Origin of the sequence: Fructilactobacillus florum 8D (genome assembly GCF_000512295.1) — a bacterium.
In the GTDB taxonomy this organism is placed as follows: domain Bacteria; phylum Bacillota; class Bacilli; order Lactobacillales; family Lactobacillaceae; genus Fructilactobacillus; species Fructilactobacillus florum.
The window spans coordinates 15656-33885 of the sequence record NZ_ALXG01000045.1; the positions used below are offsets into that span (position 1 = coordinate 15656).

Below are 18230 nucleotides of genomic sequence, written 5' to 3' on the forward strand. Positions count from 1 at the left end.
AAATGATGAGTTGGATGATCCCTTTTTTAGCAACATTTTTGATCACAGCTGGATGTACTCCGCTGTTAATTACCTATTTCCGCGCAAAACATGAGGGACAAATGATCCGAGAGGAAGGTCCTAGTTGGCATGAAAGTAAGAGTGGAACGCCGACTATGGGAGGGCTGATGTTCATCATTGCCATTCTGATTGTTGACCTGATTACTGGCTTTGCGATGCAACTATTTGACTCCACGCTCCTAATTCTTCTGTTCGTAATGGTGTTTTATGGTCTGATTGGCATGTGGGATGACAGTATTAAACTGTTTAAACGTCAAAATGAAGGCTTTAAGGCATGGCAAAAATTTGCACTACAAGTACTAGGTTCATTGGTCTTTGCGGTGGTTTATTACTTCAATGGCTTTCCGATGTCACTTCGGTTTTTCGGATTGGGTGAACTACCACTTGGTCCCTTATACATCATCTTCATTGTCATTTGGCTGACCGGTTTTTCCAATGCAGTTAATCTGACGGATGGGTTGGACGGCTTGGTTAGCGGTTTGGCTGCGATTGCTTTTGGAGCTTACGCAGTGATTGCCAACGCACAACAGCAGTATGCGGTCATGTTATTTTGTGTCTCAGTGGTAGGCGCTTTACTAGCCTTTCTCCTGTATAACCACAAGCCGGCTAAAATTTTTATGGGTGATATGGGTTCTTTGGCGCTGGGAGGCTCCCTTGCAGCAGTATCAATCTTATTGCACCAAGAATTGTCTTTGTTGTGGATTGGACTAATCTTTGTGGTAGAAACACTTAGCGTGATCTTGCAAGTGGCATCGTTTCGCCTAACTGGCAAACGAATTTTTAAAATGACCCCCATTCACCATACGTTTGAAATGATGGGCTGGGGTGAATGGAAAATTGATTTTGTTTTCTGGCTGGTTGGCTTGTTTACGGCGCTAACAGGTGTGTTAATCATAATTTAAAAGAGTGGAGTTCAGTGTGATGAAACAGATTAATGCTTATCAAAATAAAAGGGTTTTGGTGTTTGGGGCCGGAATGAGCGGGGTAAATGCGGCTAAGTTACTAGTGAAACTAGGCGCCCAAGTAACTTTAACTGATCAAAAGCCTGCAAATGAAATCCCTGAAGTAGTAGCACTCCAACAACTAGGGGTTAAAATTGTTGCTGGTTCATCCCCAGTGAGCCTGGTTGCCAACCTTGACTTAATGGTGAAAAACCCTGGAATTCCTTACGACGTACCCTTGGTTCAAGCTGCACAAAAACAACAAATTCCCATTATTTGTGAAGTGGAGTTAGCCTATGAAATTTCCGCTGCTCCTGTGATTGGGATCACTGGGAGTAATGGGAAAACAACTACGACCACTTTAATTGCTGAGATGTTAAATGCTGATAAGCACCACGGACATGCTTATGTGGCCGGTAATATTGGTGTGCCGGCGACTAAAGTTGCCGAAAAAGTTACCGCAGAGGATCAGCTTGTGATGGAATTGTCGAGCTTTATGCTGTTAGGCATTACTAAACTACATCCGCACATTGCGGTAATTACAAACATCTTTTCTAATCATCTTGATTATCATAAAACTCGCGAAAATTACGTCAATGCTAAGTTGCAAATTACTAAGAATCAAACGCAATCCGACTATTTAGTGATTAACTTTGAGAAAAAAGAATGGCGCCAGTTGAGTCAACAAAGTCAGGCACAGGTTGTTCCGGTTTCCGTTTCAGGTCGGTATGAGGACGGTGCTTATCAAAAACAGGGTGGCTTATATTTTCGAGATGAGTATCTGTTAGATGCCGATGAGGTTCGCCTTCCTGGTCAATACAATTTAGAAAACGCTCTAGCTGCGATTGCAACAGCAAAATTAGCTGGAGTAGAAAATGCTGCGATTGTAAAGGTGCTCCGTACTTTTGGCGGGGTTCGTCATCGAAATCAATATGTTTTAACGGCTCAGCAGCGGATGTTTTACAACGATTCTAAGGCAACCGATATTGAAGCAACGGAGATGGCACTGTCGAGCTTTAAAAAGCCCGTGGTACTGATCGCTGGCGGCTTGGATCGAGGCTATACGTTTGAAAAGTTAGAACCAGCTTTGCGCCAGCACGTGGTAGCCATGGTTGTTTTTGGCGAAACCGCGGAACTGTTGGCCACGGCTGGGCAACATGCCCAAGTAGCTCATATTAAGCACGTCGCTAATCTTGATGAAGCAGTTGTAAAGGCCTATGAACTAAGCAAGCCGGGAGAGATTATTTTATTATCACCGGCGAGTGCCAGTTGGGATCAGTTTACTAATTTTGAAGAGCGTGGGAATCGCTTTGTTGCGGATGTTTCCAAGTTAACAGGGAAAAAGGAGGAGTAGACAGATGAAAATGGTTGTTTCCGGCGGCGGGACCGGTGGGCATATTTACCCCGCCTTAGCATTGGTTGAAGCATTGCAATCACGCGACCCACAAGCTGAAATCTTATATGTTGGTTCGCAACGGGGGCTTGAAAAGGGGATTGTTACAAAAAAAGGCTTAAAATTTGAAGCATTAAAGATCCAAGGCTTCCGACGTAAACTTTTTTCTTTATATAACTTTGAAACTGTACATCTTTTTTTAAAGAGTGTTCGACAGTCTAAACAAATCTTACGCAGTTTTCAACCGGATGTTGTCGTTGGCACCGGTGGTTATGTCTCTGGAGCCGTTCTGTATGCAGCTGCTAAACTAGGAATTCCAACGGTTATTCATGAACAAAACAGTGTAGTGGGTTGGACCAATAAATTTTTGAGTCGCTATGTTGATAAAATTGCGATTGCCTTTGACGAGGCGCGGTCACAATTTCCTGTTAACAAGGTAGTTTTTACTGGTAACCCGCGCGCTCAGCAGGTGGCAAATGTACGTAGTGATTTTAAATGGTCCCAGCTTGGGTTGCATGATCAGCAACCTACGGTATTAATTTTTGGAGGGAGTCAGGGAGCTTTAAAGTTGAATCAGGCAAGTGTTGCAGCACTTCCAGCCTTTAAAACAAAAGCCTACCAAGTGGTTTTTGTAACGGGGAAGGGAAGATATGATGATGTGATGCAGCAGGTTGATGCTAGTGAAATTGGTAAAAATGTTAAAATCTTACCTTACATTAATAACATGCCAGAAGTGTTGCCAAAAGTTGCTTTGATCGTAGGCCGAGCAGGAGCAACTAGTTTAGCTGAAATTACAGCGCTCGGAATTCCGTCAATTTTGGTTCCGAGCCCCTACGTTACGGCTGATCACCAAACGAAAAATGCCATGAGTTTAGTGAAAAATCGGGCTGCTATTCTGGAAACGGAAACAGATTTATCGGGGAAGTCGTTGGTGACTAAGATTGATTTATTGATGGATGATGAACCTCGACGAGCTGCGATGGCCCAAAATGCTAGGGGACTAGGAGTAGTTGACGCAGCTGACCGATTGCTAGCGGTTTGCGATGCAGCAATCGCAAATCATCAGGTTCATAATAACTAGGTGAGCGACATGAAGGAAAAACGGGGGTTACCTCCTGCTACTGATGGGGGCAATCATTGGGAAAAATATGAGAAACAAAAAAAGCACCGATACAGTCGACAGCGTCCAGGGCGTCAAATCAGACAGCTACAAAAAGAACGGCACCGTAAAAACCGCTTATTTGTCCTACCGGCTTGGATTGCGTTATTGCTGGGAAGTCTAATCAGTGCCTATTTTGCGTCGCCACTGAGTCGAATTGAAACCATTAGATTGGTTGCACCTGCTAAGCAAACGGAACTCCGTCAACATGTTCCCTTTCAAACCGGAGATACGTTAGTTGTGTTTTGGCAACGTAAGGGGCAAACGGTCAAGAAGCTGCAGCGTGCCGATCCTCAGGTTGATCACGTACAAGTTGACCGAAGAAATTGGAATCATATCCAGATTAAGGTGAGTTTATTCCCGATTGTCGCCATGGTTAATCATCATCAGCGACCCTTTCCGGTGTATAGTAATGGCAAGATTGGGGATGTTCCAATTTCCAAACAAGCACAGCAACCCCAACTACGCTTGGATGGTTTGCAAAACCCCGGCCAGATTGCAGAGTTGATTGGTGCAATTCAGCACCTCAATCCTAAATTGCAACGGCAAATTGTAGCTGTGAAGAATCGAGCTACTCGTGATAACCCGCAACGAGTTGAACTGCTGATGGATGACGGTAATGAAGTGGTGCTTGGGATTAATCAAATCAAGGAAAAACTGCCGTATTATCCAGACCTGAAGACAAATTTGAAACAAAAAAGCAGGATTAATTTAGAGTTTAATCCGTATTCGCAACCAATTTAATCTGCTTACTTTTTAAATTTTTTGTTTGTATGGTAAAATTATACTTAATTATAGTAACGAAGCATTATTAAATGAGGGATTAGGAGGTTCCATTCTTATGAAAGAATCTGATATCTGTGTCGGTCTAGACATTGGAACCACTTCGATAAAAGTGATTGTTGCTCAACAAGTTGATGGTCAGACTAACATTATTGGTGTTGGTAATGAAGTTTCTGCCGGAGTTAGTCGCGGAATAATTGTTGATATTGATAAGGCGGCGGCTGCGATCAAAAAAACAATTGCTCAAGCTGAAACGAAATCAAGTGTTGAAATTTCTCGAGTGATTGTCGGCTTACCTGCCGATATGATTAGTATTGACCGCTGTTCTGGAATGATCAGTTTGGATGATAATTCACAAGAAATCAGTGATGCAGAGGTTGTTCAAGTCACCCAAGCTGCCATTGCTAGTAACATTCCTCCAGAACGTGAAGTTATTGATTTGATTCCAGAAGAGTTTAAAATTGACCAGTTTGATGGCATTCCTGACCCTCGTGGAATGGTGGGATCACATCTAGAGTTGAAAGGTCGCATCATTACAGGTCCAAAGACCCTGATTCATAATGTCCGAAAAGCGGTTGAACGGGCTGGACTTGCGATTGACTTGTTGTTGGTTAGTGCTGAGGCAGAGGGTCGCACCATTTTGAGTGATACTGAACAAGATTTTGGTACGATTATCATTAATCTGGGGGGCGGTCAATCGACCGCGTCAGTGGTTCATAATCACGAATTAAAATATGTTGATGTTGATCATGAAGGTGGACAATACATAACGAAGGATATTTCGTCTGTGCTGAACACCTCTCTTAAAGAAGCTGAAAACATTAAGCGCGAGTATGGTTTTGCAGATGTTGAGCAAGCCTCTACTGAAAATCAAATTCCGGTGGAAGTCGTGGGACAAAGCCAACCCGTTAAGGTTAGTGAGTCACTGTTAGCAGAAATTATTCAGGCTCGGCTTGATCAGATTTTTGGTCGTCTGAAGGATAAACTGCAGAGTGCTAATGCTTTAGAATTGCCAGGCGGGCTGGTTTTGACTGGTGGAGTAGCAGCGATGCAAGGCATCGCCGAGTTAGCGGCTAATACCTTTGGAATTAATGTTCGAATCTTTGTCCCCGATCAAATGGGGTTACGACATTCCTCCTTTGCAACCTCGCTAGCTCTGGTCAACTATGCAAATCAGCTAAGTGAAATTGAGCGGGTGATGCGAACAGCATTTGTAACCGATCAAGCAACTCCTAGCAACAACAAGACGAAGCTTGATTATATGGAGCCATCAACTCGTACCGCGCAGATTAAACAGCCTGAGCGAAGTGCGTCCCTGTTCTCGCGAAGGCAATCCAAAGGGGAACCGAAGAAGCCCAAAAAGAGTGGGTCAGGCTTCTCCTTGAAAAATTTCTTTGAATAACAATGGAGGTTAGCAAGATGGATTATGGAATGGATCAAACTACTGGCAAGGGCGCCAATATCAAAGTTATTGGTGTCGGTGGCGGTGGTGGCAACGCTGTTAATCGAATGATTGAAGACGGGGTTGAAGGTGTCGAGTTCATCGCAGTCAACACGGATGTGCAGGCCCTAAATGCCTCAAAGGCGGAAACCAAAATCAATCTTGGTCCAAAGCTGACTAAAGGTTTAGGGGCTGGTTCTAATCCAGAGGTCGGAGCCAAAGCTGCTGAGGAGAGTCAGGAGGATATCACCAATGCGCTTGATGGTGCTGACATGGTCTTTGTAACCGCTGGAATGGGCGGTGGAACTGGAAACGGGGCTGCACCAATTATTGCCAAAATTGCGAAGCAGTCAGGGGCTTTGACAGTGGCAGTTGTCACGAGACCATTTACTTTTGAAGGTCCGGCTCGTTCCCATAATGCTAGCGAAGGTTTAGCTGCATTGAAACAAAATGTTGATACTATGGTGGTTATTTCGAATAATCAGGTGTTAGAAATGGCCGACAAAAAGACTTCCTTCTTAGGAGCCTTGCACGATGCTGACAATGTCTTGCGTCAAGGAGTGCAGGGAATCTCTGATCTAATTACCCGACCAGGATATGTCAACCTGGACTTTGCTGATGTAACTACCATCATGAAAGACAAAGGAACGGCATTAATGGGGGTAGGTTCGGCGAGTGGCGAGAATCGCGCAGCTGAAGCCACTAAAAAAGCGATTAATTCGCCACTATTAGAAGTTTCTATTGATGGTGCCCGTCAGGTACTTTTAAACATCACTGGTGGTTCCGATTTAGGGATTTTTGAAGCTCAGGATGCAGCTAACATTATTCGTGATTCGACTTCGGAAGACACTAACATTATCTTTGGAACTTCGATTGATGAAAATATGGGGGACGAGATTCGCGTTTCTGTGATTGCAACGGGAATTGACAGTGAAAATCCCGAACTTGCTGATCAACCTGATCATGCGGCTTCAAAATCACAACAGTCCGGGCAAGTGGTCCAACCCCAGCGAACTGCTAATCAGATTGTATCGCCAACGAGAAATCCACAAGCTGCTGATGCTACGCAACAACAGCCCGTACAACCTGACCGACGTTTTCAAAATGTGGAAAAGCATGAGTTTGAACCGTTCAGTGCTACTTCAGCTGAGGAACAAGATGCTAGTCAGGACGACAAGAATGATGATATTCCCCCATTTAATTTCAAGTATCGGAATAACAAATAAGGAGGTAAGCAATCATGGCCAAGGGAATTTTTAACAGTTTTTTTGGTGGTATAGATGACGAAACTGAAGATTATCAGCCTAACCCAGCTGATAGCTCAGTTAAGCTGAATCCACGGAAGGTGTTGTCAATGAGTGATAAGCGTATTCCAGACAGTAAAATAAACATTGTTGAGCCACGAATTTTTGCTGATGCGAAAAACATTTCCAACAAATTGATGACAGGGAATGCCGTCTTAATTAAGATGGAAAATGTTGATAATGCTACGGTTCGCCGGATTGTTGATTTTTTAACCGGCACTATCTATGCCATCGATGGCAACTTGCAACAAATTGATGACAAAGTTTATCTTTGTGCCCCTAAAAATTTTGCCGTTGATGGGGATGTTAAACAGCAATTTTATGATCGAAATGAGAACAAAAACTAATGCTATCCACAATAATTGAAATGATTGCCAAACTCTTGAACGATGCGATTAATGTTTATGTATTTCTTATTATTATTGATGCACTAATGAGCTGGTTGCCGGGGGCTCCCAGTTCAAAATTGGGTCAGTTGATTACTCGTCTGGTAACGCCTTTCTTAAAATATTTTGAGTTTGCGCGTATTGGAATTATCGGATTTGGACCGATTTTAGCGGTCATTGCACTAGGTTTTATACAAATTGGAGTTAATGGAATCGCTAACTTTCTAATCACGATCTTCTAATGACAGCAAATGAAAGATTGCAGCAACACGTTCGACCGAGTGAGCGCTTCTTTTTACAAAAAGCAACTGATTGGGTGAGTCAAGCAGATCGCGAGTATCGCCCCGTGCTAACTGATTTTTTAAATCGCCGGGAACGCTACCTAGTGCAAACCATTGTTAATCAGACACCGTCGCTGCAATTCGCCACTAATGGGGGTTTTGCTGATGCTGAGATGCAACGGGGACTGGTTTTTCCAGATTACTTTGTACCACAGCTGTCAGATTTTGAGTTACAGTTGATGGCAATTGACTATCCCATGCGGTTTGCAACGATCAAGCACTATCAAATTTTGGGAGCTCTCTTAGGTACCGGAGTTAAACGTGAAGTGCTAGGTGATGTAATCACAAATCAAAAACACTGGCAATTTTATTGTGAAGCTACCCTTGTTAAATATTTACAAAGTAATCTTACAAAAATTGGATCCACAACAGTTTCAGTATTACCAGTTTCAATGAGCAGTCAACTATTGCCGGAAGATGATTCCGTTCTTGTTCATCAAACCTTGCAGTCATTGCGAATCGATAATGTAATTGCAGCTGCTTTTCATATTTCCCGGCAGGCGGCTAATGATTTGGTGCGACACGGTCAGGTGCGCTTGAACTGGTTTACAGAAGAGCGCCCGGCGGAGTGGTTGACAGTCCAAGACTTGGTTTCGGTTCGTGGTCAGGGACGGTTTGTTTTACAAACAGAAGACGGTTTTTCAAAAAAGGGGAAAATCAAAGCCACTTTGGCGGTAATCAAACATAAATGATGGAGGCAGATCATGGTATTATCAGCAGCAGATATTCATAATAAAAAATTCTCGACCAAGATGCGCGGATATAATATTGATGAAGTTAATGACTTTTTGAATCAGATTATCAAGGATTACCAAATCCTGAAAGAAGAGAATGACCAACTAACAGCTAAATTAAAACAAAGCAGTGATGCGTTGTCTTATTATGATGATTTAAAGGGCTCTTTAAATCAGTCGATTTTAGTGGCACAAGAAGCTGCTGATAATGTCAAACAGACTGCTGATCATCAGGCGCAACAAACGATTGCGGCTGCGCAAAACAAGGCGGATGAATTACTTTCAGCTGCAACTCAACAAGCTAATCAGGTCTTAGCTGAGAGCTCAAAGAAGGCGGCTGCCGTTGTAGTTGCTACTAATGACTATCGGGATAGTATTAAGACTTTTCGGACTAAGATGATTGCGATGCTTCAGACTCAGTTAGAGTTTGCTAACCGTTCGGATTGGACGGAGCTGTTAGAAGGTTCTGATTATCATCAATTCCAAGAGATTAATGATGCCGTTAAACAGCTTGACAGTTTGCGCTCAAACAGTGTAGAATCTGAAAGTAATCAGTCGCTTCCTAAGCGAAAGCAACGATCGGAATATGCAGAACCGACGGTTTTGATTTTTCCAAACGGTGAGGTGCGACCCATTTAATAAAGATATCAAACTAGCTGACTAACTTTTAGCGAGTTGGGGATGGTGAAAGCCCGATAGCATTAGTCAGTTGGCAAATCACTTTATTAACGATTTAAATACAACAAATGAAGAGAATCTTTGGATTCTGAATTTGGGTGGTACCACGAAGACTTCGTCCCTTGCTGACGAAGTTTTTTTGTTTACAAACGGAGGTTAATATGCGAGTTAAAGATACGCTAAATCTAGGAAAAACCAAGTTTAAAATGCGAGGTAATTTGCCGGTTAAAGAATTAGAACGGCAGCAGGAATGGGATGCAAATCAGTTGTACGAACAGCGACAAAAGTTGAATGAAGGAAAACCAACTTTTGTATTACATGATGGTCCCCCTTATGCTAATGGCGATATTCATATGGGTCATGCTTTAAATAAGATTACGAAAGATTTAATTGTTCGATATAAGTCAATGAGTGGTTATCGGGCTCCTTATGTTCCTGGTTGGGATACGCACGGACTTCCGATCGAACAGCAGTTAAAAAATGCTGGTTATGACCGAAAGCAGATGGATACCAACGCTTTTCGCAAATTGTGTCACGACTATGCTTTAAAACAGGTTGATCGGCAACGTGCCGAGTTCAAACGGTTGGGAGTTACTGGCGACTGGGATCATCCATATCTGACCTTACAACCAGAATATGAAGCTGCAGAAATCCGAGTATTTGGTAAGATGGCAGCTCAAGGTTTGATCTATAAAGGATTAAAGCCTGTAATTTGGTCATGGTCATCTGAATCGGCGCTAGCAGAAGCAGAGATTGAATATCATGATGTTGAATCACCATCAGCCTTTTTTGCAGAAAAGGTTTTGGATGGAAAGGGTGTCTTGGATGAACCAGATACTTACATGATTGTGTGGACCACTACTCCGTGGACGATTCCAGCTTCAGAAGGGGTAACCATCGCACCAGACTTTGAATATTCGGTGGTTCAACATGATGATGATCCCAACCGATATGTGTTGGCAACGGAGTTATTGCAAAAGGATGCAGAATTATTTGGTTGGAAAAACGTTCAAACCATTAAGACAGTTCCAGGAAGAGCGTTGGATCGTATAACGGCCTTACATCCTTTTGATGAAAACAAACAATTGGTGACCATGCTTGGTGATTTTGTTACGGCAGATGCTGGAACAGGGATGGTGCATACCGCTCCTGGATACGGTGAAGACGATTATCTAATCGGAAAACAATACGGATTACCGATTTTTGCGCCGGTCGACAATAAAGGTTACCTGACTAAAGCAGCTGGTCCTGATTTTGCTGGTGTTTTCTATGAAGATGCGAATCAAGTTGCACTCGATAAGCTAAAACAGCAAGGTCAATTGATTCATTACATGCCTTATAAGCATAGTTATCCATTTGATTGGCGCACCAAAAAACCGGTTATTTATCGAGCCACTCCGCAGTGGTTTGCGTCAGTTGATCAGATTCGTGATCAGATTTTAGCGGCCATTGAGACGGTTACTTTTCGTCCTAGTTGGGGGAAACAACGCCTTTATAATATGATTAGGGATCGTGGTGATTGGGTGATCTCTAGACAACGGGTCTGGGGTGTGCCACTTCCAATTTTTTACGCAGAAGATAAGACGCCGATCATGACTCCAGAAACCATTAACCACGTGGCAGACTTAATTGCTAAGCATGGTTCTGACATCTGGTTTGAAAAATCGGCCCAAGAATTATTGCCGGCTGGTTTTACTAGTCCGCATTCTCCAAATGGGCATTTTACCAAAGAGACTGATATCATGGATGTTTGGTTTGACTCCGGTTCTTCGCACCAGGGGGTTTTAGCTCAGCGTCCAGAACTAAGCTACCCGGCTGATTTATATCTAGAAGGATCTGATCAATACCGGGGCTGGTTTAACTCGAGTTTGATTACCAGCGTCGCTTTTGCTAAACAAGCACCATACCGCCAACTTGTTTCTGAAGGATTTACGTTGGATGGACAAGGGCATAAGATGAGTAAATCGCTTGGAAATACGGTGGCACCAGCCGATGTTATCAAACAAATGGGAGCAGACATTGTTCGCTTGTGGGTAACTAGTGTTGATACAGATTCAGATGTCCGAGTTTCTATGGAAAACTTTAAAAAAGTTAGCGATGGTTATAAAAAAATCAGAAATACGATTCGGTATCTGTTAGCCAATACCAGTGATTTTGAACCAGATGAAGACGCTGTCTCCTATGAACAGTTGAATCCAGTTGATCAGTTCATCATGATTAAATTAAATCAATTGATTACAGAAGTTCGAACGGCCTATGATCAGTATGATTTTATGACGGTTAATAAAAAGTTGTTTCAGTTTATTACAGGAGACCTCTCTGCGTTTTATTTGGATTTTGCTAAAGATATTCTGTATATCGATAGTGCAAATAGTCAGCGGCGTCGCTCAATGCAGACAGTTTTATATCAATCGCTAGTGGTGCTTACAAAATTGCTGACGCCAATTATTCCGCATACAACCGAAGAAATTTGGCAGTTTTTAGCTGAGCCAGCCTCTTATGTGCAATTGACAGAAATGCCAACGGCGGAACACTTTACTAATGAAGAAGAGTGTCTCGCACAATTTGATGAATTTTTAAAACTAAGAAAAGCTGTTTTAAAGGCGATGGAAAATGCGCGCAATGACAAAGTCATTGGAAAACCTTCTGAAGCTAAGTTGATTTTATATTTAACCGAAGCAGACCAACAGGCGTTATCTAACCTGAAAATTGATGTTGCTCAGATTCTGATGGTTTCGCAGTTAGTTATTAAACCAGTTGTTAGTGCGAATGAAGATGTAACTTCATTTGGAGATCGGCTAGCAATTGAGGTTCAGCATGCTGACGGGGAAACTTGCGAACGATGTCGTTTAATTAAAACCGACGTTGGTAGTGACCCTGATTATCCTGATTTTTGTGCTCGTTGTGCAAAGATTGTTCGCTCGAGTTATCCAGAAACTGCACAGCAGGGTTTTGATGAATAGAAAAGAGCGAGATGCAAGTCTCGCTTTTTTGTTAGGGGGAAATTAGATGCAAGGAGTTGTTAAGAGTTACCAGGCACAGCAAGGGTACGGATATTTGCTTGATCCTGAAGGAAATGACGTTTTCTTTCACATTACTGGCATAATTAGCGGCAGTCCTCAACAAATTCGAGTAAACATGCCGGTTGAGTTCGTTCAAGCCATGGGTAAACATGGCTTTCAAGCTGCAAAAATCAGATTGTTGGGTGCATAATGACATGGAAGCTTGATGATATAATCCTGACATTAGCGGAGGTAAGTATATGGATTTAAAAGAAACTGAAGTAGGTCGTTCGTTAAAATATGATGGCGAAGTGGTTCGCGTAGAACAACTGCGAGTTCGATTAGCTAATGGCGAACTGGCAAATCGCGACGTGGTTTATCATGCACCAGCGGTGGCAATGCTGGTTGTGACCAACGACGATAAGATGGTGCTTGAACGGCAATGGCGGATGCCTGCTAACCAAACACTGTTAGAAATTCCGGCAGGGAAGCTTGATGATCGTGATCAAGGGGAACCATTGTCAGCAGTTGAGCGAGAATTAAACGAAGAACTTCGTTTGCATGCGCAACACGTGCAGCTTTTAAGTGAGTTTTATACCTCTTGTGGCTTTACCGATGAATTTATGTATCTGTATCTAGTTACAGAATTGGAACCGGTTACCCATGATTTGCCGCGTGATCAAGGTGAATTTTTAGAATTGCAGAAAGTCTCACTGCCTGAAGCGTTGCAGTTAGTTGCTGATCATCAAATTAAGGATGCTAAAACCATCATGGCCATCCAAGCTTGGAGATTGATGAAACTGCAGCCGGAGGATAAGGCATGAAAAATGAACCGTCACAATTAAATCAAACTCGCTCGGCCACAAATGACGCTCAAATGTCTGGGGCTGAAGCAGAAACTAGAACTTCACGCTATGGAAAGCAGCCCGGCCAACGGGTGTCAGCGGGTCAATCGGAACAAGAACCATTACCAAAACGTGACTTAGCTTTACAGCGTCAAAATAGACTCGGTCGTCGCTTAAATTGGGCAATTTTTATTTTAGTGGTGTTAATTATTTTAGTATTGCTAATAATGAGGTTTGTTGGTTAATGAATGAAGGGAGCAGGTTTGCATGAAAACTTTTGGAATCATTTGTGCTATGGATGAAGAAATTAAGCTTTTACAGGAGGCATTGACGGATGGTCATTGTCAACAAGTGGGGGCGATTACCTTCTATCAAGGAAAAATTAAGCACCAACCCGTAGTTTTAGTTAAGTCCGGAATTGGGAAGGTCGAAGCAGGAATTACGGCGGCCTTACTATTAACTAATTTTAAAATTGATGTGCTAATCCATTCGGGGTCTGCGGCGGGAATTGGAGAAAACCTTCAGGTCGGTGATGTGGTTTTGTCGACAGAAACGGCTTATCATGATGTTGATTGTACTGCTGATGGAGAAGTACTGGGTCAATTGCCAAACCAGCCGGCGCGGTTTGCTGCAGATGCAGAGTGGCGCGCACGGCTTGCTACAGCCTCGCAAACGGCCCAATTGACCGTGCATCAGGGATTAATTGTAACTGGAGATCAATTTATTGCTGGGGCAGCGATGAAAAAGCGGATTTTAACTGCATTTCCAGATGCACTAGCAGCTGAAATGGAAGGGGCCGCAGTTGGACAAGTAGCGCATCAATTTAAAGTACCTTACGTAGTGGTGCGGGCGATGTCCGATGTTGGTGATGAAAATGCTAACACCAGTTTTAATGAATTTATCGTAAAAGCGGGACAACAAGCTGCGCAAATGTTGGTAGATTTACTAGCAGCGGAACCTCAGATTTAAAGGAAGACGTTATGGAAGAAGTCTATTTAGATAATGCAGCGACAACACCGATTTCTTCGGCAGTTTTGGCAGAATTAACTGATCGATATCAGCATGTTTTTGGCAATGCATCAACCCTCTATGGATTAGGACGAGCGGCTAATCAAGTTCTGGAGCAGGCTCGGCACACCATGGCAACTAGTATTCATGCCGATGACGAGGAGATTGTTTTCACTAGTGGTGGAACTGAAAGTGACAATACCGCAATTATCAAAACTGCCGAAGCTCGCCAAGCACTGGGAAATCATTTGATTACAACTGCTGTTGAACATGAGGCTGTTTTAAAATCAATGGCGTACTTAGAAGAACGTGGTTTTCGGGTTACGTACCTGCCAGTTGATGAAACGGGGCAGCTCTCATTAGCAGACTTGGAAAATGCTCTAGATGATGAGACGATCCTCGTTTCAATCATGAGTGTAAATAATGAAGTTGGTACGCGGATGCCGATTCATGAGATTGGGGAACGGTTAAAAAATCATCAAGCCTGGTTCCACACGGATGCCGTTCAGGCCTACGGATTGGAAGATATTGATGTTAAAAGGGATCACATTGATATGTTATCGACCTCGGCTCATAAAATTAACGGTCCTAAGTTATTAGGTTTTTTATATAGGCAAAAGGATCTTCAATTTTCAAGTTATCTATTGGGGGGCGATCAAGAAGACAAACGACGGGCGGGCACTGAAAATGTCCCGGCGATTGCTGGATTTGCGACGGCGGTAGCAGCCCTTGATGCGTCTGAAAGAACCCAGCGTGCCGAGCGTTTTCAAGCATTTAAACTCCAAATTTTGCAACAGTTCAAGAAACATCAAATTGAGGTTAAAGTAAACGGCACGCTTGATCAGCACACTTCTCCTCATATTTTAAGTCTCTGGTTTCCGGGAATTTCTACTTATGTCTTACAAAATAATTTAGATCTAGAGGGAATTGCGGTGTCTGGTGGGTCGGCTTGTACGGCGGGAAATTTAGCCCCTTCCCACGTCTTGACAGCGCTGTTTGGTAAGCAAAGTCCGCGACTAGAAGAATCTATTCGCCTGAGTTTTGGACAAGCTACCACGAGCAGTGAAATTGAAATCTTTACGACGGCAGTGATAAAAATCATTCGGCGATTAGCCGCACGGAGGTCTTAATCATGCAATTTAAAACAGAAGTTAGATTGCCAAATAGTCCGATGAGTTACCGTTTGAACCCTGAAATCAAGGTGTTTACCCTATTGGATTTAAATTTTACAAAGAGTAAGCGGGGGAATTATGAACTGCAGCAGTCCCTGGGAACCGCACCGGGCAGTGCCAAAGAAATCAAATTAAAATTAACGATTTCAAATGATTTGACAACTTTTAAAATGGCAGTGGTGGACAGCACGGGTCTACAAACGATTAATATTTTTAAGCAACCGGCTGATCAAGCAGTCCAAGAACGATTTAATTTTACAATTCGTCAGTTAGTATTACGAAAGGTTTTAACGGTAACTAAACTACCGGACTAGCGGATTACTTGCGCATTAAATTCTAAATAGTTTATGATACTGATACTGGAATTACGACCTTCAAATCGTGGATTTCTGAATCTATAAGAATGATGGTGATATAAATGAGCGACAAGCAGCGCGTCGTTGTTGGGATGAGCGGCGGAGTGGACTCATCGGTTGCAGCCTATTTACTCAAACAACAAGGTTATGAAGTCATTGGTGTTTTTATGAAAAACTGGGATGATACTGATGAAAATGGGGTTTGTACCGCAACTGAAGATTATAAAGACGTGGCCCATGTAGCAAATCAGTTAGGGATTCCCTACTACTCGGTTAATTTTGAAAAGGAATATCGCGAACGGGTATTTAATTATTTTCTTGCGGAATATCGTCGTGGACGGACACCTAATCCAGATGTATTATGTAACACCGAGATTAAGTACAAAGCTTTTTTAGAGTATGCGCTTGATTTAGGTGCCGACTACATTGCAATGGGGCATTATGCTCAGTTAAAACGTGATGAACAAGGTCATAATCATCTCTTGCGTTCGACCGACTTGAATAAAGATCAGACTTATTTTTTGAGTCAATTATCAACTGACCAGTTAGATCGCATTTTATTTCCGGTTGGTGGTATGACGAAACCAGAAGTTCGAGAAATTGCACACGAAGCACAACTCTATGTTGCTGATAAAAAGGATTCGATGGGTGTTTGTTTTATCGGTCCAAATAATTTTGACAATTTTTTGAGTGAATATTTACCGGCCCAACCGGGAAAAATGATGACATTTGATGGGGAAGTAAAGGGACAACACCAAGGTTTGATGTACTATACCATTGGTCAACGACGCGGGTTAGGCATCGGTGGCGATGGTCATGATAACCAACCGTGGTTTGTCGTTGGAAAAGATTTAGCACACAATGTTTTATACGTTGGGAAGGGCTATGAAAATCCACATCTATACGCTGATTATTTGCTAGCTTCCGGGATGTCATGGGTGGCTGGTAATACGATGGGACAGGATTTTCACTGTACAGCTAAATTTCGGTATCGCCAGCGTGATGTTGGGGTGACTGTGCATGTTGATCCTGATGGTGATCGGGTACGCGTTGATTTTGATGAGCCAGCGCGGGCCGTTACACCGGGACAGGCACTCGTGTTGTATCAGGGAGCTGAATGTCTTGGTGAAGCAACAATTGATGCCGCCTATCAACATTCAAAAAAATTACAATATGTGTAAAAGGCTGACTTTTTAGGTCGGTCTTTTTTTGCGTCTGACAGCGGAAACTGCAATAATAATGGTATCTAAAAAATTCGTAGGATGGTAAGTATGAGACTCTATTTTATCAGGCACGGGAAAACGACGTGGAATTTAGAAAGCCGTTATCAAGGCGCTGGTGGGGATTCTCCACTATTGGCGACTAGTTATTCTGAAATTCGGCAGGCCGGATTCTTCTTGCGGGAACAATCATTTGCACATGTATACGCAAGTCCAATTAAGCGAGCCCGAGTGACAGCAAGTAAATTATTAACCGCAATGAACGTTAAGGTACCGTTATCACTTGACAACCGATTGGAAGAATTCCATCTTGGTCAGCTAGAAGGAATGAAATTTACAGATGCAGCGGCAGCATATCCGCAGGTATTTGATAATTTTAGAAATCATCCTGATCAATATGATCCAACCGAGATTGGTGGCGAAAGTTATGCTGAAGTCGTAGCTCGTATGCGCCAAAAGATTTTTGAAATCACCGCTAATTTTGAAAATTCACAACAAATCCTTCTAGTCAGTCATGGCGCTGCTCTTACTGCTCTGATTAATTCACTCTTACAGGTTCCAATGGCAGATTGGCGCAAACGTGGTGGTCTGGGGAATACCAGCACAACTATTTTGGAAACCCTTGATCATGGGCAAACCTTTTCGTTAATTGCATGGAACCAAACGAACTATTTGAACCGGCCTTTGGAAACTTCTGACTTAATTTGAGGATAGAATATTATGATAGATAAACCGGATGCACATACAAAACAACAGCAGGCGGAGGCAACCCTACACCAGTTAGTACAAGATATTGATAATCATCCGCATGATTATCGTCCTTACTATGATCTCAGTGTGTTGTTAATTGAATTGCACAGTTACACGCAGGCAGAGGAATTGTTGGTAAAGGCTCTGGGATTGTTTCAAGATCGTAGTCGAACCGCTAAAAATCTCTTGACCTATGGGCTCGGTAATGTATACTATTCTGCCGGTCAATATCAAAAAGCCATTACAGAATTTCAACAGGTAAATGATCAGCAACTGCAACACGATGCGTATCTAATGTTAGCGCAAAGCTACATGGGAGAACATGACTATCAACATGCCGTAGCATTTTTGTTGACAGCCCAAGAAACCAGTCGACAAGATCCAACCGTTAATCGACTATTGGGGCAGTCATTATTAGCATTAGGTGATTTTAAGCAGGCAGCTAGTTTTTATGATCAGGTGTTACAGGCGCAACCACAAGATTTAGTAGCAAATTTTGATCGCGGACTAATTGCCCTAGTTTTAGGAGCAACTGCCGAACCGTATTTTGAGAAGGTTAAAACGATTGATCCTCAATATTATTCGCAACAGCAGCAGCGGATTACAGCGATCAAGGAGCAAATTAAAGCTAAGCAACAAAGAACTGATTCGTAAGGA

At 42.7% G+C, this 18230-nt stretch carries 20 protein-coding genes; all 20 read left to right on the forward strand.

The window, feature by feature from the left end; all coding sequences use genetic code 11:
* The first annotated feature begins 2 nt into the window (after positions 1-2).
* The 20 genes from mraY to B808_RS05465 all read left to right on the forward strand — a co-directional run bounded on the left by mraY (position 3) and on the right by B808_RS05465 (position 18227).
* Entirely contained in the window at positions 3-962 is a 960-nt protein-coding gene (gene mraY / locus B808_RS05370; RefSeq protein ID WP_035422373.1) for a phospho-N-acetylmuramoyl-pentapeptide-transferase, read from the forward strand.
* 19 nt (positions 963-981) lie between these two features.
* On the forward strand, positions 982-2355 hold the full coding sequence (gene murD / locus B808_RS05375) for a UDP-N-acetylmuramoyl-L-alanine--D-glutamate ligase (RefSeq protein WP_009167176.1): 1374 nt from the start codon (positions 982-984) through the stop codon (positions 2353-2355).
* A 4-nt stretch (positions 2356-2359) separates the two neighbouring features.
* A complete protein-coding gene (gene murG, locus B808_RS05380) occupies positions 2360-3475 on the forward strand; it encodes an undecaprenyldiphospho-muramoylpentapeptide beta-N-acetylglucosaminyltransferase (RefSeq protein ID WP_035422376.1) in 1116 nt (371 codons plus the stop codon).
* 9 nt (positions 3476-3484) lie between these two features.
* Complete coding sequence (locus tag B808_RS05385) at positions 3485-4297, forward strand: cell division protein FtsQ/DivIB (RefSeq protein ID WP_009167174.1); 813 nt, start codon at positions 3485-3487, stop codon at positions 4295-4297.
* A gap of 97 nt (positions 4298-4394) precedes the next feature.
* Positions 4395-5738, forward strand: coding sequence for a cell division protein FtsA (ftsA, locus tag B808_RS05390; RefSeq protein WP_009167173.1), 1344 nt, complete (start codon positions 4395-4397; stop codon positions 5736-5738).
* Positions 5739-5755: 17 nt separating this feature from the next.
* Entirely contained in the window at positions 5756-7003 is a 1248-nt protein-coding gene (gene ftsZ / locus B808_RS05395) for a cell division protein FtsZ (RefSeq protein WP_009167172.1), read from the forward strand.
* A 14-nt stretch (positions 7004-7017) separates the two neighbouring features.
* On the forward strand, positions 7018-7428 hold the full coding sequence (locus tag B808_RS05400; RefSeq protein WP_009167171.1) for a cell division protein SepF: 411 nt from the start codon (positions 7018-7020) through the stop codon (positions 7426-7428).
* The gene (locus B808_RS05405) at positions 7428-7709 is read left to right on the forward strand and encodes a YggT family protein (protein WP_009167170.1); all 282 of its coding nucleotides are present in this window, start codon (positions 7428-7430) and stop codon (positions 7707-7709) included. Before B808_RS05400 ends, B808_RS05405 begins: the two co-directional genes overlap by 1 nt.
* Positions 7709-8500 carry a YlmH family RNA-binding protein gene (locus B808_RS05410; protein ID WP_009167169.1) on the forward strand — a complete coding sequence of 264 codons (792 nt, stop codon included), beginning with the start codon at positions 7709-7711 and terminating at the stop codon, positions 8498-8500. Before B808_RS05405 ends, B808_RS05410 begins: the two co-directional genes overlap by 1 nt.
* Before the next feature lie 12 nt (positions 8501-8512).
* Positions 8513-9181: a DivIVA domain-containing protein gene (locus B808_RS05415; protein WP_009167168.1), complete on the forward strand. Its 669-nt coding sequence runs from the start codon at positions 8513-8515 to the stop codon at positions 9179-9181.
* A 200-nt stretch (positions 9182-9381) separates the two neighbouring features.
* Positions 9382-12183, forward strand: a complete 2802-nt coding sequence (gene ileS / locus B808_RS05420) for an isoleucine--tRNA ligase (protein WP_009167166.1) — start codon at positions 9382-9384, stop codon at positions 12181-12183.
* A 46-nt stretch (positions 12184-12229) separates the two neighbouring features.
* Entirely contained in the window at positions 12230-12433 is a 204-nt protein-coding gene (locus B808_RS05425) for a cold shock domain-containing protein (protein WP_009167165.1), read from the forward strand.
* 49 nt (positions 12434-12482) lie between these two features.
* Positions 12483-13046 carry an NUDIX hydrolase gene (locus B808_RS05430; RefSeq protein WP_009167164.1) on the forward strand — a complete coding sequence of 188 codons (564 nt, stop codon included), beginning with the start codon at positions 12483-12485 and terminating at the stop codon, positions 13044-13046.
* Positions 13043-13312: a hypothetical protein gene (locus tag B808_RS05435; protein ID WP_009167163.1), complete on the forward strand. Its 270-nt coding sequence runs from the start codon at positions 13043-13045 to the stop codon at positions 13310-13312. Before B808_RS05430 ends, B808_RS05435 begins: the two co-directional genes overlap by 4 nt.
* Positions 13313-13334: 22 nt before the next feature.
* Positions 13335-14036, forward strand: a complete 702-nt coding sequence (locus B808_RS05440) for a 5'-methylthioadenosine/adenosylhomocysteine nucleosidase (protein WP_009167162.1) — start codon at positions 13335-13337, stop codon at positions 14034-14036.
* A gap of 11 nt (positions 14037-14047) precedes the next feature.
* A complete protein-coding gene (locus B808_RS05445) occupies positions 14048-15205 on the forward strand; it encodes a cysteine desulfurase family protein (protein WP_009167161.1) in 1158 nt (385 codons plus the stop codon).
* A gap of 2 nt (positions 15206-15207) precedes the next feature.
* Positions 15208-15561 (forward strand): hypothetical protein, encoded by a 354-nt coding sequence (locus tag B808_RS05450; protein WP_035422380.1) that lies wholly within the window; start codon positions 15208-15210, stop codon positions 15559-15561.
* Positions 15562-15665: 104 nt separating this feature from the next.
* Complete coding sequence (gene mnmA, locus B808_RS05455; protein WP_009167159.1) at positions 15666-16784, forward strand: tRNA 2-thiouridine(34) synthase MnmA; 1119 nt, start codon at positions 15666-15668, stop codon at positions 16782-16784.
* Between the two features lie 90 nt (positions 16785-16874).
* Positions 16875-17531, forward strand: coding sequence for a histidine phosphatase family protein (locus B808_RS05460; RefSeq protein WP_009167158.1), 657 nt, complete (start codon positions 16875-16877; stop codon positions 17529-17531).
* Between the two features lie 12 nt (positions 17532-17543).
* Positions 17544-18227: a tetratricopeptide repeat protein gene (locus B808_RS05465; RefSeq protein WP_009167157.1), complete on the forward strand. Its 684-nt coding sequence runs from the start codon at positions 17544-17546 to the stop codon at positions 18225-18227.
* Positions 18228-18230 lie beyond the last annotated feature (3 nt).